The organism is Lysobacter sp. CA199, from assembly GCF_052078715.1.
Taxonomy (GTDB): Bacteria; Pseudomonadota; Gammaproteobacteria; order Xanthomonadales; family Xanthomonadaceae; genus Lysobacter.
The window spans coordinates 144,497-165,783 of record NZ_JBQJIL010000007.1; the positions used below are offsets into that span (position 1 = coordinate 144,497).

18 protein-coding genes are annotated in these 21,287 nt (G+C 66.2%); 10 read left to right on the top strand and 8 right to left on the bottom strand.

Annotated elements, in window-relative coordinates; genetic code table 11:
• Positions 1-49 precede the first annotated feature (49 nt).
• A complete protein-coding gene (locus tag ACTOWJ_RS13935; RefSeq protein ID WP_441335230.1) occupies positions 50-544 on the bottom strand; it encodes a DUF2750 domain-containing protein in 495 nt (164 codons plus the stop codon).
• 27 nt (positions 545-571) lie between these two features.
• The gene (locus ACTOWJ_RS13940) at positions 572-1,378 is read right to left on the bottom strand and encodes an undecaprenyl-diphosphate phosphatase (protein WP_441335231.1); all 807 of its coding nucleotides are present in this window, start codon (positions 1,376-1,378) and stop codon (positions 572-574) included.
• 269 nt (positions 1,379-1,647) lie between these two features.
• Between ACTOWJ_RS13940 and glnA the strand changes: the two genes are divergently transcribed.
• The 8 genes from glnA to ACTOWJ_RS13980 all read left to right on the top strand — a co-directional run bounded on the left by glnA (position 1,648) and on the right by ACTOWJ_RS13980 (position 13,355).
• Entirely contained in the window at positions 1,648-3,057 is a 1,410-nt protein-coding gene (gene glnA, locus ACTOWJ_RS13945; RefSeq protein ID WP_441335232.1) for a type I glutamate--ammonia ligase, read from the top strand.
• Positions 3,058-3,165: 108 nt separating this feature from the next.
• Positions 3,166-3,621 (top strand): GNAT family N-acetyltransferase, encoded by a 456-nt coding sequence (locus ACTOWJ_RS13950; RefSeq protein WP_441335233.1) that lies wholly within the window; start codon positions 3,166-3,168, stop codon positions 3,619-3,621.
• Between the two features lie 211 nt (positions 3,622-3,832).
• Positions 3,833-4,672: a TorF family putative porin gene (locus ACTOWJ_RS13955; protein ID WP_441335234.1), complete on the top strand. Its 840-nt coding sequence runs from the start codon at positions 3,833-3,835 to the stop codon at positions 4,670-4,672.
• 37 nt (positions 4,673-4,709) lie between these two features.
• Positions 4,710-5,048 carry a P-II family nitrogen regulator gene (locus ACTOWJ_RS13960; protein WP_057941192.1) on the top strand — a complete coding sequence of 113 codons (339 nt, stop codon included), beginning with the start codon at positions 4,710-4,712 and terminating at the stop codon, positions 5,046-5,048.
• A gap of 37 nt (positions 5,049-5,085) precedes the next feature.
• Entirely contained in the window at positions 5,086-6,456 is a 1,371-nt protein-coding gene (locus ACTOWJ_RS13965; protein ID WP_441335448.1) for an ammonium transporter, read from the top strand.
• A 477-nt stretch (positions 6,457-6,933) separates the two neighbouring features.
• Entirely contained in the window at positions 6,934-8,331 is a 1,398-nt protein-coding gene (locus tag ACTOWJ_RS13970; RefSeq protein WP_441335235.1) for a S8 family peptidase, read from the top strand.
• 535 nt (positions 8,332-8,866) lie between these two features.
• On the top strand, positions 8,867-11,524 hold the full coding sequence (locus ACTOWJ_RS13975) for a TonB-dependent receptor (RefSeq protein ID WP_441335236.1): 2,658 nt from the start codon (positions 8,867-8,869) through the stop codon (positions 11,522-11,524).
• A gap of 268 nt (positions 11,525-11,792) precedes the next feature.
• Positions 11,793-13,355, top strand: coding sequence for a sodium/sugar symporter (locus tag ACTOWJ_RS13980; RefSeq protein ID WP_441335237.1), 1,563 nt, complete (start codon positions 11,793-11,795; stop codon positions 13,353-13,355).
• Between the two features lie 92 nt (positions 13,356-13,447).
• On the opposite strand, the gene ACTOWJ_RS13985 is transcribed toward ACTOWJ_RS13980, so the two are convergent.
• Complete coding sequence (locus tag ACTOWJ_RS13985) at positions 13,448-14,473, bottom strand: LacI family DNA-binding transcriptional regulator (RefSeq protein ID WP_441335238.1); 1,026 nt, start codon at positions 14,471-14,473, stop codon at positions 13,448-13,450.
• A gap of 133 nt (positions 14,474-14,606) precedes the next feature.
• On the opposite strand from ACTOWJ_RS13985, the gene ACTOWJ_RS13990 reads away from it, so the two are divergent.
• Both ACTOWJ_RS13990 and ACTOWJ_RS13995 read left to right on the top strand, forming a co-directional pair.
• Positions 14,607-17,210, top strand: coding sequence for a glycoside hydrolase family 3 N-terminal domain-containing protein (locus tag ACTOWJ_RS13990; protein WP_441335239.1), 2,604 nt, complete (start codon positions 14,607-14,609; stop codon positions 17,208-17,210).
• Between the two features lie 191 nt (positions 17,211-17,401).
• Positions 17,402-17,995, top strand: a complete 594-nt coding sequence (locus tag ACTOWJ_RS13995) for a response regulator transcription factor (protein ID WP_441335240.1) — start codon at positions 17,402-17,404, stop codon at positions 17,993-17,995.
• 261 nt (positions 17,996-18,256) lie between these two features.
• Here ACTOWJ_RS13995 and ACTOWJ_RS14000 read toward each other — a convergent pair whose 3' ends face one another.
• From ACTOWJ_RS14000 to ACTOWJ_RS14020, 5 genes are all read right to left on the bottom strand, one after another.
• Positions 18,257-18,748 (bottom strand): copper chaperone PCu(A)C, encoded by a 492-nt coding sequence (locus ACTOWJ_RS14000; RefSeq protein ID WP_441335241.1) that lies wholly within the window; start codon positions 18,746-18,748, stop codon positions 18,257-18,259.
• Positions 18,749-18,761: 13 nt separating this feature from the next.
• A complete protein-coding gene (locus tag ACTOWJ_RS14005; protein ID WP_441335242.1) occupies positions 18,762-19,325 on the bottom strand; it encodes an SCO family protein in 564 nt (187 codons plus the stop codon).
• 169 nt (positions 19,326-19,494) lie between these two features.
• The gene (locus tag ACTOWJ_RS14010; protein WP_441335243.1) at positions 19,495-19,884 is read right to left on the bottom strand and encodes a hypothetical protein; all 390 of its coding nucleotides are present in this window, start codon (positions 19,882-19,884) and stop codon (positions 19,495-19,497) included.
• 42 nt (positions 19,885-19,926) lie between these two features.
• Entirely contained in the window at positions 19,927-20,607 is a 681-nt protein-coding gene (locus ACTOWJ_RS14015; protein ID WP_441335244.1) for a hypothetical protein, read from the bottom strand.
• A gap of 115 nt (positions 20,608-20,722) precedes the next feature.
• Positions 20,723-21,046: a hypothetical protein gene (locus tag ACTOWJ_RS14020; RefSeq protein ID WP_441335245.1), complete on the bottom strand. Its 324-nt coding sequence runs from the start codon at positions 21,044-21,046 to the stop codon at positions 20,723-20,725.
• Positions 21,047-21,287 lie beyond the last annotated feature (241 nt).

Genomic DNA, 21,287 nt, shown 5'->3' on the forward strand with positions numbered 1-21,287 from the left:
GGCGTGAATCGACTATCCGACCCGGCGCATCGAACCCGTCTCGGCCGGCTCAGCGTGTGTCGGGCTTGGCGAATTTCTGCGCCAGCGCGCGTCGCGCCTGTTCCAGGTCCAGTTCCCGCGAGGTCTCGTCCTCACCATCGCCATCGTCGGCCAACAGTGCGTCCAGATGCGCGAGTAATTCCGATGGCGCCACCACCGCGCATTGCATCGCCGCGTCCGGGAACACGCCGACGCTCACCCCGGCTTCGCTCAGCGCGGGCGCGGCGCGTTCGCGCCAGGCCGCCAGTTCGCGTACGACCGGAGCGTAGCCTTTGAGGTGCGGCGCCTGCGCCAGCGCGGCGCGAGCGGTATCGGCCGAGGGCCAGACCGGCAGCAGTTCGTTGCGCTGATCGTCGAACAAGGTGAGCACGTATTCGCCCGATTCGGCCACCCACAGGCGGCCGCCGGCAGAGACCTCGGCCAGGAACGCGGCATAGCGCTCGGGACCGGACAACTGCAGGTAGTCGAGCAGTTCCTGCCCGGCGTCGCGTTCGGATTCGCTCATGGCGGTGGATTCCGTGAAAGCTCGCGATCAGCTGCCCGACGGCATCAGCAGCAACAGCGCCGCGCCGAAGATGAAGCGGTAGATCGCGAAGGCGGTGAATCGGTGGGTCTGGATATAACGCAACAGCCACTTCACCGCGATGAAGGCGGTCACCGCCGAGGCGACGAAGGCCACCGCCAGCGCGCTCCAGTCTTCGTTGGCGGCCGCCGGTGTGCCCATCACGTGCATCAGCTCGTAGCCGCTGGCCGCGAACATGGTCGGGATGCCGACCAGGAAGGTGAACTCGGTCGCCGCCGCGCGGCTGGTGGTGCCGGCGAGCAAGGCGATGAAGATGGTCGCGCCCGAGCGCGAGGTGCCCGGGAACACGCCGGCGATGACCTGGGCGATGCCGACCAGCGCGGCCACGGTCCAGGTGATTTCGCTGCGTTCGCCGAGCGCGGCGGCGCGTTTGGCGGCGAAATGCTCGGCCGCGATCATCCACACCCCGCCCAGCACCAACGCCCAGGCGATCGGGGTGACGTGGTCAGGCAGGGTGAAACCGGCCTTCTTGACCACGATGCCGAGCACCGCGGTCAGGCCGAAGGCCAGGCCGAGCTTGAGCAGGTAGTCCCAGTTCTCGCGCTGGCCGACGCCGGTGGCCAGGCCCCACAGCCGCTTCCAGTAGATGACCACCACCGCGAGGATCGCGCCGGCCTGGATCGAGATGTTGAACAGGTCCGAGCGCGCGCCGAGCCAATGCTGGGCGATCAACAAGTGGCCGGTGCTGGAGATCGGCAGGAATTCGGTGATGCCTTCGATGATGCCGAGGAGGAGTGCGGAAAGCAGGTCGGTCATTGGGGGCGGGGAATGAAGGGAGTGAGAAGGGGAATGGGTGATGCGGGGCGGCGGGCAGAATAGCCGATCTAGGGTTGCACCAAGATGGATCGTCAGCCCATTTGCTAGCCCCTAGTTGGTGCGATCATCTGTCGCCGTCGATTTCATGGTGTTACAAATCAATGTCTTAAATCGATTTTCAAGTTGGCACGCCTCTTGCTTGATACAACCCGTCACCAAGTTCCAATCATTCCCCTTTCCCCAGTACCTCCATTCCCGGACCCCAACCAATGTCCCTCGAACACGTCGAAAAGCTCGTCAAGGATCACAAGGTCGAATTCGTCGACCTGCGTTTCACCGACATGCGTGGTGTCCAGCACCACGTGACCTTCCCCAAGTCGATCGTCGAGCCGGCGTTGTTCGAAGACGGCAAGATGTTCGACGGCTCCTCGATCAGCGGCTGGAAGGGCATCAACGAGTCGGACATGATCCTGCTGCCCGATGCCTCGACCGCGGTGCTGGATCCGTTCACCGCCGATCCGACCCTGATCCTGACCTGCGACATCCTCGACCCGGCCACCATGCAGGCCTATTCGCGCGATCCGCGCGGCGTGGCCAAGCGCGCCGAAGCCTTCCTCAAGTCCAGCGGCATCGCCGACCAGGCGTTCTTCGGCCCTGAGCCGGAATTCTTCATCTTCGACTCGGTGCGTTACGCCAACGAGATGGGCCACACCTTCTTCCACATCGATTCGGAAGAAGCCGCGTGGAACTCGGGCAAGGAATACGAAGGCGGCAACAGCGGTTACCGTCCCGGCGTGAAGGGCGGCTATTTCCCGGTTGCGCCGCTCGACTCGCTGCACGACATCCGTTCGGAGATGTGCAAGACGTTGGAAGCGGTCGGCATCGAAGTCGAAGTGCACCACCACGAAGTCGCCAACGCCGGCCAGTGCGAGATCGGCACCAAGTTCAACTCGCTGGTCGCCAAGGCCGACGAGCTGTTGACGATGAAGTACATCATCAAGAACGTCGCCCACCGCAACGGCAAGACCGCGACCTTCATGCCCAAGCCGATTGTCGGCGACAACGGCAGCGGCATGCACGTGCACCAGTCGTTGGCCAAGGGCGGCGTCAACCTGTTCTCCGGCGACGGCTACGGCGGCCTGTCGCAGATGGCGCTGTGGTACATCGGCGGCGTGTTCAAGCACGCGCGCGCCATCAACGCCTTCACCAATTCGGGCACCAACAGCTACAAGCGCCTGGTCCCGGGCTTCGAAGCGCCGGTGATGCTGGCCTATTCGGCGCGCAACCGTTCGGCGAGCTGCCGCATTCCCTACGTGGCCAACCCGAAGGCGCGCCGCATCGAAATGCGCTTCCCCGACCCGATCCAGTCGGGCTACCTGACCTTCGCCGCGCTGATGATGGCGGGCCTGGACGGCATCAAGAACCAGATCGATCCGGGCGCGCCGAGCGACAAGGATCTGTACGACCTGCCGCCGGAAGAAGAGAAGGGCATTCCGACCGTGTGCCATTCGCTCGACCAGGCCCTGGAAGCGCTGGACAAGGATCGCGAGTTCCTCAAGGCCGGCGGCGTGTTCACCGACGACTTCATCGACGGCTACATCGCGCTGAAGATGCAGGAAGTGACCAAGTTCCGCGCGGCGACCCATCCGCTCGAATACCAGATGTACTACGCCGTCTAAAACGGCCACGGCGTACGCAGTGAGGTCCGCAACGGCGATATACACGCCGTTGCGGACCGATGCGCAGCGCAGTGACTCGACAATCGTGAAACAGGAGAGCAACGCCCGATGCACATCCGTACCGGCGAACTCGACCATCCCGAGGTGATCGCGCTGCTGCGCGAACACCTGCAGGGCATGGCCGAACTATCGCCGCCGGAAAGCATCCACGCGCTCGACCTGGACGGCCTCAATCGCCCGGAGATCACCTTCTGGAGCGCCTGGGAGCAAGAGGATCTGCTCGGTTGCGGCGCGCTCAAGCAGCTCGACGCCGAGCATGGGGAAATCAAGTCGATGCGCACCGCCACTGCGCATCGACGTCGCGGCGTGGCCGCGGCGTTGCTCGAACATCTATTGGGCGAAGCCGGCCGGCGTAAGTACCGGCGGCTGAGTCTGGAAACCGGCTCGATGGAGGGATTCGAGCCGGCGCGCAGCTTGTACGCGCGTTACGGCTTCGATTACTGCGGACCATTCGCCGACTATCGCGACGATCCCAACAGCGTGTTCATGAGCAAGGCGTTGTAACTCAGCACGGTCCGCGGCGTACGCCTCGGGCCGTTTTATTTTCCATCCACAACCATAAGGACACGCACGACGGGCCAAGCCCGCCGCGGGGCGGCTTGTTTCCGAAAAACAGCGAGAGCGCCAACGAAGCGCTCCGCGTTGCCAACACGAAAGACCACCGCGCACACAGCAATGACCGGGGAGGGGCCACCGCTTATGAGGAGCCTGCGTCATGTCGTCTAATCTCAAGACTGAAACCGTTCGCACTGTCGCCAACACGACGGCGCGCGTTCACGCCGAATCCGTTGGCCTGACCGTCATCGGACTCAAGGGCGCACTCGTTGCCGCGCTCGCGTTGTCCGCTATCGCGGCCGGCAACGCGCACGCCGCAACCACGGGCTCGATCAGCCTGACTTCGGACTACCTGTTCCGCGGCGTTTCGCAGACCAATCAGGAACCGGCTCTGCAAGGCGGCATCGAATACGCGCACGACAGCGGGTTCTACGTCGGCGCCTGGGGCAGCAACGTCAGCTGGCTGTCGGACACGGTCGTCATCGGTGACGACATCTCCAACAGCCTGGAACTCGACGGTTATCTGGGCTATCGCGGCAAGGCCGGCGAGATATTCTCGTACGACGTCGGCGTATTGACCTACTACTACCCGGGCGATTATCCGTCCGGCTTCAACAGCCCCAACACCACCGAGATCTATCTGGGCGGCACGCTCGCGCCCAGCGAAACGGTGTCGGTGGGATTGAAGTACTCCTACGCCGTCACCGATCTGTTCGGCTATGCCGATTCCGACGGCAGCGGCTATGTCGATCTCAATCTCAACTGGACCTTCCAGCCCGGTTGGGTCTTGAACCTGCACGGCGGCAAGCAGTGGATCGAGAACAACGAGGACTTCGAGTACACCGACTGGAAGCTCGGAGTGACCAAGAGCTTCGAGAACGGATTCTCCGTCGCCGCCGCCTACAGCGACACCGACGCCGAAAAGGCGCTCTACACCAACGCCCACAACAACTTCCTGGCCGACACCGCCTTCACCCTGACGGTAAGCAAGGCGTTCTGACGCTGCGCGCATCCATCCCAACCCGCGGAGCCGCGAGATGAAACTGATCACCGCCATCATCCGCCCGTTCAAGCTCGACGAGGTGCGCGAAGCGCTGACCGAAGTCGGGGTATCGGGCATCACCGTCACCGAAGTCAAAGGCTTCGGACGCCAGAAGGGCCACACCGAGTTGTATCGCGGCGCCGAGTACGTCGTGGATTTCCTGCCCAAGCTCAAGATCGAATGCGCGGTGCCCGAGAGCCTGCTCGACGCCGCCTTGGAAGCGATCCAGAACGCCGCGCGCACCGGCAAGGTCGGCGACGGAAAGATCCTGGTCCTGCCGGTGGAAAGCGCGGTGCGCATCCGCACCGGCGAACTCGACGACGACGCCCTCTGACCCCAGCCTGCGAGAGACGAACATGAAGTACGAAACGATGCTCGACCCCCGCTCGCGCGAGCGGACATTGCGAACCCTGGCCTGGGCCGCGTTGCCGGCGGCGGCACTGCTGGCGCTGGGCCCGGCCCATGCGCAGGAAGCGGCCGCGGCCGCCGAAGCCGCCAAGCCCGTCGTCGACAAGGGCGATGTCGCCTGGATGCTGACCTCGACCCTGCTGGTATTGCTGATGACGGTGCCGGGCCTGGCCTTGTTCTACGGCGGCCTGGTGCGATCGAAGAACGTGCTGTCGGTGCTGATGCAGGTGCTGGCGGTGTTCTCGCTGATCGTGCTGTTGTGGGTGACCTACGGTTACTCGCTGGCCTTCAACGGCGGCAACGCCTTCATCGGCAATCTCGACAAGCTGTTCCTCAAGGGCGTGAACAAGGAATCGCTGGCGGCCACCTTCACCGCCGGCGTGTCGTTGCCCGAGTACGTGTTCATCGCGTTCCAGTCGACCTTCGCCGGCATCACCGGCGCCTTGATCGTCGGCGCCTTCGCCGAGCGCATCAAGTTCTCGGCGGTGCTGCTGTTCTCGGCGCTGTGGTTCACCTTCGCCTATCTGCCGATCGCGCACATGGTCTGGTACGGGCCGGACGGGTATCTGTTCGCGAAGGGAGCGATCGATTTCGCCGGCGGTACGGTCGTGCACATCAATGCCGGTGTCGCCGGTCTGGTCGGCGCCTACTTCGTCGGCAAGCGCGTGGGTTACGGACGCGAGGCGATCAAGCCGCACAACGTCACCTTCACCATGATCGGCGCGTCGCTGCTGTGGGTGGGCTGGTTCGGTTTCAACGCCGGTTCCAACCTGGAAGCGACCGCGGGCGCGGCGCTGGCCTTCCTCAACACCTTGTTGGCGACCGCGGCCGCTGCGTTGGCGTGGAGCCTGGTGGAGAAGGTCATCAAGGGCAAGCCGTCGATGCTCGGCGGCGCTTCGGGCGTGGTCGCCGGTCTGGTCGCGATCACTCCGGCCTGCGGCACGGTCGGGCCGTTCGGCGCGATCGCGATCGGTGCGATCGCCGGCGCGCTGTGCGTGTGGGGCGTGCACGGTCTCAAGCGCCTGCTGCGCGCGGACGATGCGCTCGACGTGTTCGGCGTGCACGGCCTGGGCGGCATCATCGGCGCGTTGCTGACCGGTGTGTTCAGTTCGCCGGCCTTGGGCGGTTTCGGCTTGGGCGCGGGCAACGACAGCATCGCCGCGCAGTTCGGCGTGCAGGCGCTCGGCGTGGGCGTCACCGTGGTCTGGTCGGGCGTGGTGTCGGTGATCGCGTTCGCGATCGTCAAGCTGGTGGTGGGACTGCGCGTGGCCGAAGAAGCCGAACGCGAAGGCCTGGACATCACCACGCACGGCGAGTCGGCTTACGAGAGCTGAGCAGCGAGCCCCTCTCCCGGTGATGGGAGAGGGGTCGATCGGGTGCGAACGCGAGCGCTCGGCTTGGGATGAGCGGCGCGGCGAGTCGTGTCCAGAGAGACTTCCGCAGCGTCGCTGCCACTCTGGGTTGGGTAATCGGTTTCCGCACGATCGGCGCGTGAACGCCGCTTCACGCTGCGCGTCGCACTTCGTCGATGCATGCGCGCAACGCTATTTTCGGCCGATGCGAGCCGCCGCCGCACCGATACGCAATCCATGATCGATATCAACGAATGCGATGTGACGGACGGCCTTTTAGACATTGCCGAATAAATATTCCGTCCTAGGCTGCGTAACGCGGACATTAGCGCTGTCCGCCGACACGTCCGGACGCACTCGCGTAAGGCAGGTCATCACAACCCTAAGCTTGATCGCGAGAGGGGACCAGGACGGTTCCGCCGCACCCTGCGGCTCAACGAAACCTCACGGAGTTTCGCAATGTCTCAGCAATCCAAGTCTTTCCGCCCGCACCTGCTGGCGGTCGCCACCGTATCCGTTCTCGCCGTCGCGCCAGCGTTCGCCGCCGATCGCGTCAATCTGACCAGCCTGGATCCGGAGCAGCCGGTCGCCGGCTTCATCGTCGCGTACAAGTCCGGCCTGCCCAAAGGCCCGGATCTGCAGCGCCAGCTCGATACCGCAGTGCGCGCGTTGGGTCAGAAGGATCTGAAGATCAAGCACGTGCGTCCGGTCTCCACCGGCGGCGAACTGATCGAAGTCAGCCGTCCGCTCGACGTGGTCGAGGCGACCACGCTGATGCAGCAGATCGCGTCCAACCCCGATCTCGTGTACATCGAACCCAACTCGCTGTTTCGTACGGCGCTGACGCCCAACGATCCCAGCTATCCCTCGCAGTTCGGCCTGGGCGGCACCTGGGGCATCCGCGCCAACACCGCGTGGGACAACACCTATCAGGGCCAGGGCAAGATCATCGCGGTGATCGACACCGGCATCACCAGCCATCCGGATCTCGCCGCCAACCTGACTTCGCCCCAGGGCTACGACTTCATCACCAACGCCGCCGCCGCGCGCGATGGCAACGGCCGCGATGCCAATCCGGCCGATCAGGGCGACTGGACCACGGCCGGACAATGCGGCGCCGGTTTCCCCGCGACCAACTCGAGCTGGCACGGCACGCACGTGACCGGCATCGCCGCGGCGGTGACCAACAACGCGGTCGGCGTCGCCGGCACCGCGTTCCGTTCCAAGGTGCTGACCGCGCGCGTGCTCGGCGCTTGCGGCGGCACCTTGGTGGATATCGCCGATGCGATCACCTGGGCTTCGGGCGGCACGGTCGCCGGCGTGCCGGCGGTGGGCGTGAACAAGGCCACGGTCATCAACATGAGCCTGGGCGGCGGCGGTGCGTGCAGCTCGACCTTCCAGACCGCGATCAACGGCGCGGTGTCGCGCGGCGTGACCGTGGTGGTGGCGGCCGGCAACAGCAACGCCAACGCGGCCGGATTCCAGCCGGCCAGCTGCGCCAACGTGATCAACGTCGGTGCGACCACCTCGGCCGGCGTGCGCGCGAGCTTCTCCAACTGGGGCCCGTTGGTGGACGTGGCGGCGCCGGGGCAGAGCATTCTGTCGACGCTCAATTCCGGCACCACGGTGCCGGGCGCGGCGGCGTATGCGAACTACAGCGGCACCTCGATGGCGGCGCCGTTCGTGGCCGGCGTCGTGGCGTTGATGCAGTCCAAGCCGGGCGTCGACCGGACCCCGGCGCAGGCCGAGGCGATCATCAAGGCCGTGGCGAACATCACGCCGTTCCCGGTGGTGCAGAATCCGGTGATCGGTTCGGGCATCGTCAATGCCGACAAGGCGACCGACGCCACGCCGTGATCGCTGGCATGTAGTGACTGCATGCGTTGAAGGACACGATCGCGAGTCGTGATGGGAAACCCCGGCTTTGGCCGGGGTTTCTTCTTTGTAAGGGTGCGCGGCGGCTGGTCTGCCCATGAAACCGGCACCGCGCGCATTCGATGTGATGCATTGCGCAATCGGCGGACCGCCTGCCGCCATCGACGCGGCATCGGCTCATGAGCTCGCGCTCGCGCGTGCGCACGACTTTGGTCTAAGCCGGTTCCCCACGCCGCGTCGTTTGAATGCGCGAATTCGACGCATGAACGGGCCATGCGCGTGATTGGCATCACGCAACCGCGGGACACATGTTCCGCCGGCGCCGCGACAACAGTTATCGGACGAAACCATGCTGCATTGCGGCATCCTGTCCCCTTTGTTGACAGCGCTGTCATAGCCGCGTTACAAGCTTTTCCGCACTGTCGGCCGGCCCGAGCCAGGGCGTCCGCGCCGGAATCGCTCACGCCACCAACAATACGATCGGCCTCGACGCCGACCCTCGGGAGGGGATGTTCTGATGAAGGTGCGTAACCGTTGTTCGAGCTTGAACCTGGCCATCGTGGCCGCACTGCTGACCGGCACCGCCGCCGCGCAGGACACCGCGCCCGCGCGCGAACCGGCCGCGCAGCGCGAAGCGACCGATCTGGATTCGGTGATCGTCACCGTCGAACGCCGCGAGCAGAGCCTGCAGAAATACGCCGGCACCGCGCAGGCCTTGTCGCAGGACGATCTGCGCGGTCTGGGCATCAATAACGAGCTGCGTCAGATCCAGGTCGCCGTGCCGGGCCTGAGCATCGCCAATCAGGAAGGCGCGACGGAGGTCTTCATCCGCGGCGTGGGTTCCTCGAACAACACCGAACTCGGCGATCCGGGCGCGGCGCCACACGTCAACGGCGCCTACATCCCGCGTCCGCGCGGCCTGGGCGCCATGTTCTACGATCTGGAACGCGTGGAAATCAACAAGGGCCCGCAAGGCACCTTGCGCGGCCGCAACGCGTTGGCCGGCACGCTCAACATCATCACCAAGAAGCCCGAGCTGGGCGGCGCATTCGGCGGCTACGTGCAGGCCGAGGTCGGCAACCGCGATCAGAAAGGCTACGAGACCGCATTGAACTTCCCGCTCGGCGAGTACGCCGCGCTGCGTTTCGCCGGCTATCACATCGAAAAGGAATCCGGCTACAAGAACGCCGGTCTGTGGCAACACCTGGAGCCGGCCGGTATCCAGGACGACACCGCCGGCCGTCTGTCGTTCCTGTACGAACCCGACGACAAGCTGTCGGTGTTCGCCATGCTCGATGTCGGCCGCGAACTGGGCACCGGCTATCCGGGCGCGGGCGTGTTCGACGCGGCCGAGGCGGGCTTCAAACCCGACGACATCGACATGCGTTCGATGGTCTATCGCGGCGTGCAGGGCAAGGTCGACAACAAGCTGTGGGGTTTCCAGGGCACGGTGCGCTACGACTTCGGCGCGGTGAATCTGGAATACAACGGCAGCTATCGCGACGTCGATTACTTCCAGATCAACTCGGCGTCGGAAGGCAACACCTGGCCGGGCCGCGACCTGCGCCAACGTCCGCCGGGCGAACCGGCGACCTGGGGCGGGCTGGATTACGACAACTTCGGCACCAACTATCTGCAGGCGCGCTCGCAGGCGCAGACCCACGAGGTGCGCCTGTCGTCCGACGACGACGCGCGCTTCCGCTGGACCACCGGCGGCTTCTACTTCCACGAGAAGCAGCAGGTCGGCTTCATCGCGCTGGCCGACAAGGGCGCGTTCTATTCGGGCACCGAGTTCACCATGCCCGACGTCGACGGCAAGTCCTGGGCGGTGTTCGGCGACGGTACCTTCGACGTCAACGATCGCCTGCGGGTGAAGGGCGGCCTGCGCTACACCGACGAGCGCAAGTCGCGCGACGGCATCGGCGGCAACTGGACCATCGGCCTGGGCGGCGACGGCGGCGTGTTCCAGACCCGTCTGGGCACCGAAGGCTTCAAGCCGACCTTGCTCGACCGACCCAGCTTCGACACCACCGGCCTGGTCACCGACGCCGACAAGGCGCGCTATCTGTTGCAGGGCATCCTGCAGGCCGGCGCGCGCGACACCATGCAGCAGCAACTGCAGGGCATCGTCGACGGAACGCGTCCGAACGGTACCTGCATCGACCGTCCCGACATCGGCGGCAACACCGTCAACTGCCCGGCCAACGGCCAGCACAGCTTCATCACCCTGGGCATTCCGTCCGAGCAGCACGGCTCGAGCGCCTTCGACTTTCTCGACTGGCGCCTGGGCTTTGAGTACGACCTGAGCGACCGCAGTCTGCTGTACGCCATCGTGTCCACCGGCCACAAGGCCGGCGGTTTCAACGACAGCTTCGACGTCAACGTCATTCCGGAAACCTACAAGCCCGAGGAGCTGACCTCGTTCGAAATCGGTTCGAAGAACTCCTTCGAATTCCTCGGCCGCACGTCGACCTTCAACGTCGCCGGCTTCTATTACGACTACCAGGATCAGGTGTTCCAGGACCTGACCACGATCGCCTTCGATCCCGACGGCAGGCCGAACGGTTTCGCGTTAGTCAACCGCAATGTCGGCAAGTCCGAGCTGTACGGTATCGAGGCCGAGAGCCGCTTGCGCTTCGGCGGCGGCTTCACCCTCGACCTCAACGCCTTGTACCTCAAGACCGAGATCAAGCAGGGCGTGGTCGCCGACGTACGCAGCCAGGATTACGCCAACGGCGGCATCACCTCGCAGATCGACCTGACCGGCAACGAATTGCCGTTGTCCTCGGAGTTCACCTTCAACGCGCGCCTGCAACAGGCGATCGAATTCAGCCGCGGCACCTTCGACTGGCAGATCCTGGCCGCGCATCGTTCTTCGTTCTTCCTGACCCAGTACAACGATCGCGACGTGACCTTCCTGCGCGACGCGTCCGGCGCGGTCGCCCGGGTCGAGGACGCGAGCACCGCCGGTTTCCCGGACAAGCAGAAGGGCTTCACCCAGGTCAACGCCGGCATCGGTTTCAGCTCGCTCGACGGCAGTTGGCGGGTCGAGGCCTGGGGCAGCAATCTGACCAACAAGGATGTGTCGCAGAAAGCGTTGGTGGGTTCAAGCGTGAACACGCGCTTCCTCAACGACGCGCGCAGCTATGGCGTACGCGTGCGTTGGAACTTCTGATGACGGCATCGCGGCGTCCCTGCCTCGCCGCCCCGGTGTCCGCGCATACCCCACGGTGCGCGGCGCCGGGTCGGCGGGGTGTCGCGGGTGTCGGCGCGAGTTGATTCTTCCGGATGCTGTGTATCTCCCAGCCGTCATTCCCGCGAAGGCGGGAATCCAGTGACTTCAAGCGTTCTCGCACGAAAGGCCCTGGATTCCCGCCTTCGCGGGAATGACGGCAGACAGAGCGCTCAGAACTCGAGCCCATGAACAAAGCCCACGGAATCGCATGAAACTTCCTCTGCTCGATACCCTGATCGTCCTGATCTATCTCGCCGGCGTGTTCGCTCTCGCGCAATGGGTGTCGCGCGAGAAAGCCGGGCACGAGAAGACCGCGAAGGATTACTTCCTCGCCAGCAAGGCGCTGCCGTGGTGGGCGATCGGCGCCTCGCTGATCGCCGCCAACATCTCGGCCGAACAGATCATCGGCATGTCCGGCTCCGGTTACGCGCTGGGTCTGGCGATCGCGTCCTATGAATGGATGGCCGCGGCCACGTTGCTGGTGGTCGGCAAGTTCTTCCTGCCGGTGTTCCTGCGCAACGGCATCTACACCATGCCGCAGTTCCTGCAGGAGCGTTACGGCAACCGCATCCGCACCCTGATGGCGGTGTTCTGGCTGGGCCTGTACGTGTTCGTGAACCTGACCTCGATCGTGTGGCTGGGTTCGCTCGCCGTCGCCCAGGTCACCGGCATGGACCAGATGCTGGCGCTGGCGCTGCTCGGCGCGTTCGCGCTGGCGTATCAGTTGTACGGCGGGCTCAAGGCGGTGGCGTTGACCGACATCGTGCAGGTGACTTTGCTGGTGCTCGGCGGTCTGCTGGTGGCGGGACTGACCTTGAGCAAGATCGGCGACGGCGCGGGCGTGGTCGCCGGTTTCAACAAGCTCATCGCCACGCACCCGGATCACTTCAAGATGATCCTGTCGCCCGATAATCCGCACTACAAGGATCTGCCCGGCATCGGCGTGCTGCTCGGCGGCTTGTGGGTGATGCACGTGAGCTATTGGGGTTTCAACCAGTACATCATCCAGCGCGCGCTGGCCGCCAAGGATCTGCGCGAGGCGCAGAAGGGCATCGTGTTCGCGGCCGGATTGAAGATCATCCTGCCGATCATCGTGGTATTGCCCGGCATCGCCGCGGTGATGCTGTCGCCGGGGCTGAGCCGCTCCGACGATGCCTATCCGGCGATGATGTCGCTGCTGCCCAGCGGCGTGCTGGGCCTGGTGTTCGCCGCGTTGGTCGCGGCGATCGTCGCTTCGCTGGCATCGAAGATCAATTCGGTCGCGACCATCTTCACCCTGGATTTCTACGCCAAGCACCGCCCCGAAGCGAGCGAGCAGCGTCTGGTGCGGGTCGGGCGCATCGCCGCGGCGGTGGCGATCGCCATCGCGATCGTGACCGCGCGGCCGCTGATCGGCGGTTTCGACCAGGGCTTCCAGTACATCCAGGAATACACCGGTTTCTTCACTCCGGGCATCGTGGTGATCTTCGTGCTGGGCCTGTTCTGGAAGCGCGCCAACGAAGCCGGCGCGCTGGCCGCGGCGGTGGGTTCGTTCGCGCTGTCGGTGGCGCTGAAGCTGGCATGGCCGGAGTTTCCGTTCGTCAACCGGGTCGGCGTGGTGTTTCTGCTCGCCGCGGCGTTGGCGGTGATCGTGTCGTTGGCGACTCCGTCCGGCGCCGGCCGCGACCGCATCCAGAACGACGGCGTCAGCTACGCGACTTCGCCGTCGTTCAACGTGGCGGCGGTCGCGGTGGTGGCGATCCTGATCGCGCTGTACGCGCTGTTCTGGTGAACACGCGAGCGCACACCGCTCATCTTTCGAACGCCGTCGCCATCGCGACGGCGTTCGCGCAAGCCGGGCCGAGGCTCCGGCCGCGCGGTTTCTCAGCGCCGCCGCGCGCGGCCCTTGCCGATCGGACCGGTCGACTGGCGCAGCTGCAGCTCGTAACCGGCGGTGATCATCTGGCCGCCATCGGGCGTCTTGATCCGCTTGAACAGTTCATTGGTCGCCAGGCGGCCCATCTCGCGCGTGGGCTGGCGCACCGTGGTCAGCGGCGGATAGATCTGGCGCGAGATCGGCGTGTCGTCGAAACCGCACACCGACACGTCCCCGGGAATCGACAAGCCCATCTCGCTGGCGGTGCGGATGGTGCCGGCGGCCATGTCGTCGTTGGCGGCGAAGATCGCGGTCGGCGGATCGTCCATCAGCAGCAAGCGCTGCGCGCAGATCGCGCCGGTGTCGTAGTGGAAGTCGCCTTCCACCACCAGCTCCGGATCGAACTCGATGCCGGCCGCGGCCAGCCCGTCGCGGTAGCCGTTCAGGCGCCACTGGCTGGCACCGTGCTCGGGATGGCCCTTGATGTGGGCGATGCGGCGATGTCCCAGCGAGACCAGGTGCGCCATCATCTCGCGCACCGCGCGTTCCTCGTCGAGCACCACGCCGATGCGGCCCGAGCGCAGCTTGGGCGAGATGTTGGCGTAGGGAATGCCGAGCTGGCCCAGGCGCTTCATCAGGCCGGGGTGATCGGTCAGCGGCGGCGTCAGCACCAGGCCGTCGGCGCGCGAGTGCTGAATGATCTCGTCGACGTTGGCGAGGAACTTGCGGTCGCCGTAGGTGACCGGCCCGAGCATCAGGTTGTAGTGCTGGGCGATGCAGGCATCGAGCATGCCTGCCTGCACTTCCATCAGATAGTTGCTGGACGGGTTGTCGTAGAGCAGCGCGACCAGGAACGAGCGCTGCCCGGCCAGGCTGCGCGCCGATGGATTGGGGCGATACTGCAGCTTGCGCGCGGCGGCTTCCACGCGCTTGCGCGTGTCCTCGCTGACGTTGGGCTCTTGATTGAGCACGCGCGAGACGGTCTTCATCGACACGCCTGCCGCTTCCGCCACATCTTCGATGCGAACCCGCATAACCGGTCGTTTCCTTTACCGCGTGTTGCCTGCATTTTGCCAGAACGCGCGGCCAATACTCATCCGTTTCGCACGGCTTTGGCTTTATTCACACGCAAGCCGCGCATTACCTTCCAGGCCACAGGAGCATTGCATGAACGCACAGCTTAGCGCAGACCAGCGCACGGCGATTGTTTCGATCCAGTCGCGAAATCCCCGGCGCCGGCATCTGGTTTGCGCCATCGCCCTGGCCCTGTTGCCGGGGTTGGCGGCCGCCGCCGACCCCGCGCCTGCGGCCTCGGCGAGCATCGATCCGGCGCATTGGCCGGCCGGCAAGCCGCCGATCCCGCGCGACGCCAAGCTGGAAAATCGCATCGCGCAGCTGCTGGCCCGGATGAGCGTGGAGGAGAAGGTCGGCCAGATCGTCCAGGCCGACATCAACAGCGCCACCCCCGAGGATGTACGCAAATATCACATCGGTTCGGTGCTCGCCGGCGGAAATTCCGAACCCGGCGGCATCTCCGAACCGGGCGGCAACTACGCCGCGCCGCCGCAGGAATGGCTGGACATCGCCGACAAGTTCTACAACGCCTCGATGGATGACAGCGACGGCAAGGTCGCCGTTCCGATCATCTTCGGCATCGACGCGGTGCACGGCCACAACAACCTGATCGGCGCGACCTTGTTCCCGCACAACATCGGACTGGGCGCCACGCGCAATCCCGAACTGATCCGCAAGATCGGCGCGGCGACCGCGGCCGAGGTGCGCAGCACCGGCATGGAGTGGACCTTCGCGCCGACCCTGACCGTGCCGCGCGACGAGCGCTGGGGCCGCACTTACGAGGGCTATTCGGAGGATCCGCGGGTGGTGGTCAGCTACGCCGCCGCGGCGATCGAAGGCCTGCAGGGCAAGGTCGGCAGCAAGCAGTTCCTCGACGGCGCGCACGTGATCGCCTCGGCCAAGCACTTCCTCGCCGACGGCGGCACCTTCGAGGGCCGCGACCAGGGCGATGCGAAGATCAGCGAACAAGAACTGCGCGACATCCACGGCGCCGGTTACCCGCCCGCGCTGAAGGCCGGCGCGCAGACGGTGATGGCCTCGTTCTCCAGTTGGCAGGGCCGCAAGATGCACGGCAACGCCGATCTGTTGACCGGCGTGCTCAAAAAACGCCTGGGTTTCGACGGTTTCGTGGTCGGCGATTGGAACGCGCACGGCCAGGTGACCGGTTGCACCAACGAGAACTGCGCGGCCGCATTCAACGCCGGCGTGGACATGCTGATGGCGCCCGACAGCTGGCGCGGCTATTACGAGAACGCGCTCAAGCAGGTCAACAGCGGCGAGATTACGATGGCGCGCCTGGACGATGCGGTCAGCCGCATCCTGCGGGTCAAGCTGCGGCTGGGCCTGTTCGAAGCCGGCGCGCCGTCCAAGCGTCCGCTCGGCGGCAAGTTCGAACTGCTCGGCAGCCCCGAGCATCGCGCGATCGCGCGCCAGGCGGTGCGCGAGTCGCTGGTACTGCTGAAGAACGATGCCAACGTGCTGCCGATCTCGCCCAAGCAGCGCGTGCTGGTGCTGGGCGATGGCGCCGACAACATCGCCAAGCAGGCCGGCGGCTGGACCTTGAACTGGCAGGGCACCGGGTTGAAGCCGAGCGATTTCCCGAACGCGCAGTCGATCTGGGCCGGCCTGCGCGAGCAGATTCAGGCGGCCGGCGGCCAGGCCGAGCTGTCCAAGGACGGCAAGTACGCGAGCAAGCCGGACGTGGCGATCTTCGTCTACGGCGAAGACCCTTACGCCGAATTCCAGGGCGATCTGCGCACAGTGTCGTTCCGCGGCTCGCGCAACGCCGAGTTGGACACGCTCAAGCGGCTCAAGGCCGAAGGCATCCCGGTGGTGAGCGTGTTTCTGTCGGGCCGGCCGTTGTGGACCAATCGCGAGATAAACGCCTCCGACGCGTTCGTCGCGGCGTGGTTGCCGGGTTCGGAAGGCGGCGGCATCGCCGACGTGTTGCTGCGCAATGCCAAGGGCGGCGTGGCGCACGACTTCAAGGGCAAGCTGTCGTATTCCTGGCCGCGCACAGCGGTGCAGATCGTCAACGTCGGCGATAAGGATTACGCGCCGCAGTTCGCGTTCGGTTACGGCCAAAGCTACGCCAAACCGATCAAGACCGGCGCGCTGTCGGAAGATCCGGGCACGGCCGATCTGGATCAGCGCTCGATGCAGTTTCTCGGCCGCGGCGCGCTGCCGCATGGCTGGAAGCTGCGGGTGAACTCCCAGGGCAAGACAGCCGATGCGATCAAGCCGCCGCTGGCCACGGCCGACGGCGCGGTCAAGGTAAGCGCCGTCGACTACAAGGCGCAGGAAGACGCGTGGCGGATGGATTGGAAGAACGACGCGCGGGTGGAATGGGTCGCCGATGCGCCGATCGAACTGATCCGCGAAACCAACGGCGATGTGCAGCTGCTGATCACGCTCAAGGTCGATGCGGTCGGCGCGGGCGATGCGAACCTGCTGGCGGTGTGCAGCGGACCAAAGTGCGAGGCCAAGATGCCGCTCGGCGATATCCTGCGCGGTTTGCCGAAGGGCCAGTGGCAGCGCATCGGCGTGCCGCTCAAGTGCGTGCGCACCGCTGGCGCGAACATGGGCAAGCTGGAAGTTCCGTTCGGCCTGCAGGCGGGCAAGGGCACGTCGATCACCCTGCATGAAGTCGCTTACGGCACCGATGCCGAGCAAGTGGTGGATTGCAAGCGGCAGTGATGGTTGCCGTGCGGTGATCGTCTGATTGGACAAAGCTGGGTGGCGTCGTCACCCAGCTTTCGCTCCGGCCCAAGCGCATGGCGTTTGGGCGTTCGCGGACGCGCGAGCCGGTGGCTCGCAAGCGGCGTCCACTCACCCTGTGGCAGTTTGCCGCACGCCCGGCGCGCGCCGTCGGGTTTAGGATGCCGCGCATGAACGCAACGACCTTCTCCCGTGCCGTTGTGAACGGCACCGGCGTCGACGGCCTGATCGTCGACGACGACGCGGCCTACACCGCGACCTTGCAGCGCAGCCTGGCGCGACGCGGCATCCAGGCGCGCACCGCCGCCACGATCCGCGAAGCGCTCGACCATGCCTTCGCCCAGGCGCCCGCGTTCGCGTTGATCGATCTCAAGCTGGGCAGCGAGTCGGGCCTGCAGTTGATCCGCCCGCTGCGCGAGTTGCACGCGGACATGCGCATCGTCTTGGTGACCGGCTACGCCAGCGTCGCCACCGCGGTCGACGCGATCAAGCGCGGCGCCGACGACTACCTGCCCAAGCCGGCCAGCATCGCGGCGATTCTCGGTGCCTTGGGCCTGGAATCGACCGATACGCCGGCCTTGGCCGACGCGCCCGATACGATGACGCCGCTGCGTCGGCTGGAGTGGGAGCACATCCAGCAGGCGCTCAACGACACCGGTGGCAACATCTCGGCGACCGCGCGCTTGCTCGGCATGCACCGGCGATCGCTGCAGCGCAAGCTCGGCAAGCGTCCCGGTCCGGAGCGCAGCGCGATCGGGCTGTAGTCGCCGATGCGGCCTGGCCACTGACCTCTTGAATGCAGGAACTCTGTTGTGGGAGGGAGCTTCAGCCCCGACGCTTTTCGATCCGATGATTCGGGTCCGCATCGACCTGATCGAAAAGCGTCGGGGCTGAAGCTCCCTCCCACAAAAGCTCACGCACTCACGAATGCGTGGGACTAACGCGGCAGCGCTCGCCCGCCGTTCTCATGCAACGCCGCAATTCCACCCGCACGGTTCGTGCTCAGGCGCCCAGGACGCCCAAGCTCAAGGCGGATTCGCTCCCAGCGCGCGCACCGGCGCCTGCACGGTCTGCTCGCTGCGCTGTCCGGTCGCATCTTCGAACACCAGGGTGATCGCGACCCGCTGCCCGGCGCTCAGCGGCTGCTTCAGATCGATCAGCATGATGTGGTAGCCGCCCGGCGCCAGCGCCACCGCGCGGTGCTTGGGCAGATCCAACGCGGGAATCTGGCGCATGCGCATCATCTGGTCCTGCATCTTCATCTCGTGCACTTCGACCGTCCCCGCGATCGGCGAACGCGCCGCGACCAGGCGCAGATCGCGCGCGGCGGTCAGGCGCATGAACGCACCGGTGGCCTTTTGTTGCGGTACGGTGCCGCGCACCCACGGCTCCTGGATCGCGACCTGCGCGGCTGCGACCTGTGTGGCTTTGACCTGCGCGTAAGCTGCGGCTGACAGACTCAGCACGGCGGCGGCGGCGGCGGCGGCGGCCGCGAGCGCGGCGATAGAGCGGTTCATCGGCATGGCGGCCTCACAGGATTTGACGGATGTCGTGCACGCAGTCGGCTGCGCTCTGCTCGTGACGCAGCGCCATGCGCAGCGTGCCGCCGGCGTCGTAGACGTAACTCAGCGCCGAATGGTCGATGGTGTAGGTCGAACCGGTGGGCACCTTGGCGTAGACCACGCGAAATGCCTTGGCGGTCTCGGCGATGCGTTGCGGGCTGGCGTACAGGCCGAGGAAATCCGGATCGAAGGCGCGGGTGTAGGTCTGCAGCACCTGCGGTGTATCGCGTTCGGGGTCCAGGGTCACGAACAGCACCTGCAGGCGGTCGCCGTCGCGGCCGAGCAGTTTGCGGATCTGCACCGCGCGGGTCAGCGCGGTCGGGCATACGTCGGGGCACAAGGTGAAGCCGAAGAACAGCAGCACCGGCTTGCCGCGGAAATCGGCCAGGCTGCGTTCGCGCCCTTGCGGGTCGAGCAGACGGAAATCCTGGCCGAAGCCGCTGTGGTGGCTCAGGTCGATGCCGTGCAGCGACAGCGGTCGGGCGCGGCCGCAGGCCGACAGCATCGCCATCGCGCCGAGGCCGGCGAGCACGCGACGGCGTGAAAGCGACGCTGTCGACAGCGCTCCTACGCTTAGCAGCCACGCGGATGCGGCCGAGGTTCGATGATCGCGCACGAGCCACCTCGTCGATACGGAAGGGCTGCATTGCAGCACCGACGCGGCGGGCGCGGATGTGGCCCAGTGTCGCAGCGCGACGCGTTCAGCGGCGTGCGAGCCCGCGCAGCCAGCGTTGCCGCGCCGACCACTGCGCGCGCGTCTCGTGCTTGCGCTGACGCGCGTTGGCGGCGTCGACGAGGACGGTCCGGCGCCACACGCCGTGCTCGCACTCGCCGATCGCATCGACCGGATACGGGCACGCGCAATCGTAGCAATAGAAACTGAAGCGCGGCGGCAACGACCAGCCCGTCAGACCGACGTCGGGATCGACGAGGTCCTCGTCTTGTTGATCGCAAGCGAACGGATCGGACTCGCCCTGGCGCCAATGCAACAGCGCGTTCGGCCCGTCACGCCCCTGCCATTCGTGCAGCGGTGCGGCGCAGACCGGGCAATGCAACGGCCCGTCGGGGTGATAGGTGTCGAACATGCCCATGCGCAAGTCCCTTGTATATCCGCGCCGGCGGCGCGGGCGCGATCACAGATCGCGCACCACCCAGCCGCTGGGATGCGGCGAAGGGTCCGCGTCCAAGGCTGCTTGCGCCACCGCGTCGGGCGATAGACCGGCGCGCCAGGCCGCGGCGATCGCCGCCAGGCGTTCGCGGGTGGCGCGGGTGTAGGCGCCTTCGAGTTCGTTCTGCGCGTCGGAGGCGAGCTTTTGCGGGTACAGCGTGCGCGCATCCTCGTTACGGTTGAGCAGGGCGATCAGGCGCGACAGCGCGGTACGGAACGTGGCCGCGCCGAGTGCGGTGCGCTGGGTGCGCTGCAGATACCAGACCGTCAGATACTCCACCGGGCCCAACTGGCGCCGCGGCGTGGCGCCGAAGAAATGTCCGGACAAAGAACTGACCGCGACCGGGCCGGTGGCATCGGGCAGGCGCGTGGCGCCCCAGGAGCTGAGCGCGCCGCCGGGCAGGTCCATGCGCCGCAGCGCGGTGCCGAAGGTGTCGGCGAGCAGGCGCTGGGCGCGCACGTCGTCGCTTTCGGCGACCACCCCGAGCAGGCGGATGAACAAGGGATAGCGCTCTTCGCCCAATCGGCGCACCACCCGCTTGAGCACGGTCAGGCGGTACTCCGGGTCGCTGTGCGCGGCCAGCGCCGAGATCAGCCGGTCGGCCGCGGCGCGCAGCGCTTCGGGAGAGGGAACAGCGTCGTTCACGGCGCGATGCGTACGGGGAGCGGAGAGATCACTAGCCTAGCCCAGCGGGCCTGCGGGCGGCGATGCGAAAATCGGCGACGGCCGTGGCCCAAGGCGATCAAGCCCGGGCGTGGGCTCAGGCGGTCAGCGAGTCCAGCACCGCGTCGGTGCCGCGATCGGCCGCGGCCGACAGGTCCATCGCGCCGAGTTCGCGCTCCAGACCGGCATCGCCGGCCAGCAGGCGTTCGCCAGCGGGCACGTCGCGCCACGCGTCGGCATTGAGCACCGTCTCGCCGGCATCGACCGCCGGCGGGGCGTAGGCCGGGACACTCTGAGAGGCCGCGGCGCTGTGGTGGATCGGATCCTGAGCCGCCGGCTCGCGACTGCGCAGGGTCTCAAGCGCAGCCTGGCTGTCTAAGCCGGTGCGGTCGATGCGCGAGTCGGGGCCGATAGTGCTCATGCGGGGCGGGCAACGGGTGAAGTCGGGGGGATGGGCGAAATGTAGCGCCCGGGGGGCAAAGGGCCAACTCGGGGTGACCCTAGGTCGGGCGGGGCCCGTTCATCCGTGGCGGCGCTTCGGGGCGAGTTTGGGCGGGGAAGCCAGCCCAGGGGCCTGGCGCCGACACGGACGGATCGGGCGAGTCGGCGCAGGGCAGGAGCTCGCGCAGCGAGCCTTCGCCCTGTTGTCAGCCCGCGCTGCG

Excerpts from the sequence above, each read along its gene's own strand:
- ACTOWJ_RS13935 (WP_441335230.1), bottom strand. The coding sequence starts at position 544 with ATGAGCGAATCCGAACGCGACGCCGGGCAGGAACTGCTCGACTACCTG.
- ACTOWJ_RS13940 (WP_441335231.1), bottom strand. The coding sequence starts at position 1,378 with ATGACCGACCTGCTTTCCGCACTCCTCCTCGGCATCATCGAAGGCATC.
- glnA (WP_441335232.1), top strand. The coding sequence starts at position 1,648 with ATGTCCCTCGAACACGTCGAAAAGCTCGTCAAGGATCACAAGGTCGAA.
- ACTOWJ_RS13950 (WP_441335233.1), top strand. The coding sequence starts at position 3,166 with ATGCACATCCGTACCGGCGAACTCGACCATCCCGAGGTGATCGCGCTG.
- ACTOWJ_RS13955 (WP_441335234.1), top strand. The coding sequence starts at position 3,833 with ATGTCGTCTAATCTCAAGACTGAAACCGTTCGCACTGTCGCCAACACG.
- ACTOWJ_RS13960 (WP_057941192.1), top strand. The coding sequence starts at position 4,710 with ATGAAACTGATCACCGCCATCATCCGCCCGTTCAAGCTCGACGAGGTG.
- ACTOWJ_RS13965 (WP_441335448.1), top strand. The coding sequence starts at position 5,086 with ATGCTCGACCCCCGCTCGCGCGAGCGGACATTGCGAACCCTGGCCTGG.
- ACTOWJ_RS13970 (WP_441335235.1), top strand. The coding sequence starts at position 6,934 with ATGTCTCAGCAATCCAAGTCTTTCCGCCCGCACCTGCTGGCGGTCGCC.
- ACTOWJ_RS13975 (WP_441335236.1), top strand. The coding sequence starts at position 8,867 with ATGAAGGTGCGTAACCGTTGTTCGAGCTTGAACCTGGCCATCGTGGCC.
- ACTOWJ_RS13980 (WP_441335237.1), top strand. The coding sequence starts at position 11,793 with ATGAAACTTCCTCTGCTCGATACCCTGATCGTCCTGATCTATCTCGCC.
- ACTOWJ_RS13985 (WP_441335238.1), bottom strand. The coding sequence starts at position 14,473 with ATGCGGGTTCGCATCGAAGATGTGGCGGAAGCGGCAGGCGTGTCGATG.
- ACTOWJ_RS13990 (WP_441335239.1), top strand. The coding sequence starts at position 14,607 with ATGAACGCACAGCTTAGCGCAGACCAGCGCACGGCGATTGTTTCGATC.
- ACTOWJ_RS13995 (WP_441335240.1), top strand. The coding sequence starts at position 17,402 with ATGAACGCAACGACCTTCTCCCGTGCCGTTGTGAACGGCACCGGCGTC.
- ACTOWJ_RS14000 (WP_441335241.1), bottom strand. The coding sequence starts at position 18,748 with ATGAACCGCTCTATCGCCGCGCTCGCGGCCGCCGCCGCCGCCGCCGCC.
- ACTOWJ_RS14010 (WP_441335243.1), bottom strand. The coding sequence starts at position 19,884 with ATGGGCATGTTCGACACCTATCACCCCGACGGGCCGTTGCATTGCCCG.
- ACTOWJ_RS14020 (WP_441335245.1), bottom strand. The coding sequence starts at position 21,046 with ATGAGCACTATCGGCCCCGACTCGCGCATCGACCGCACCGGCTTAGAC.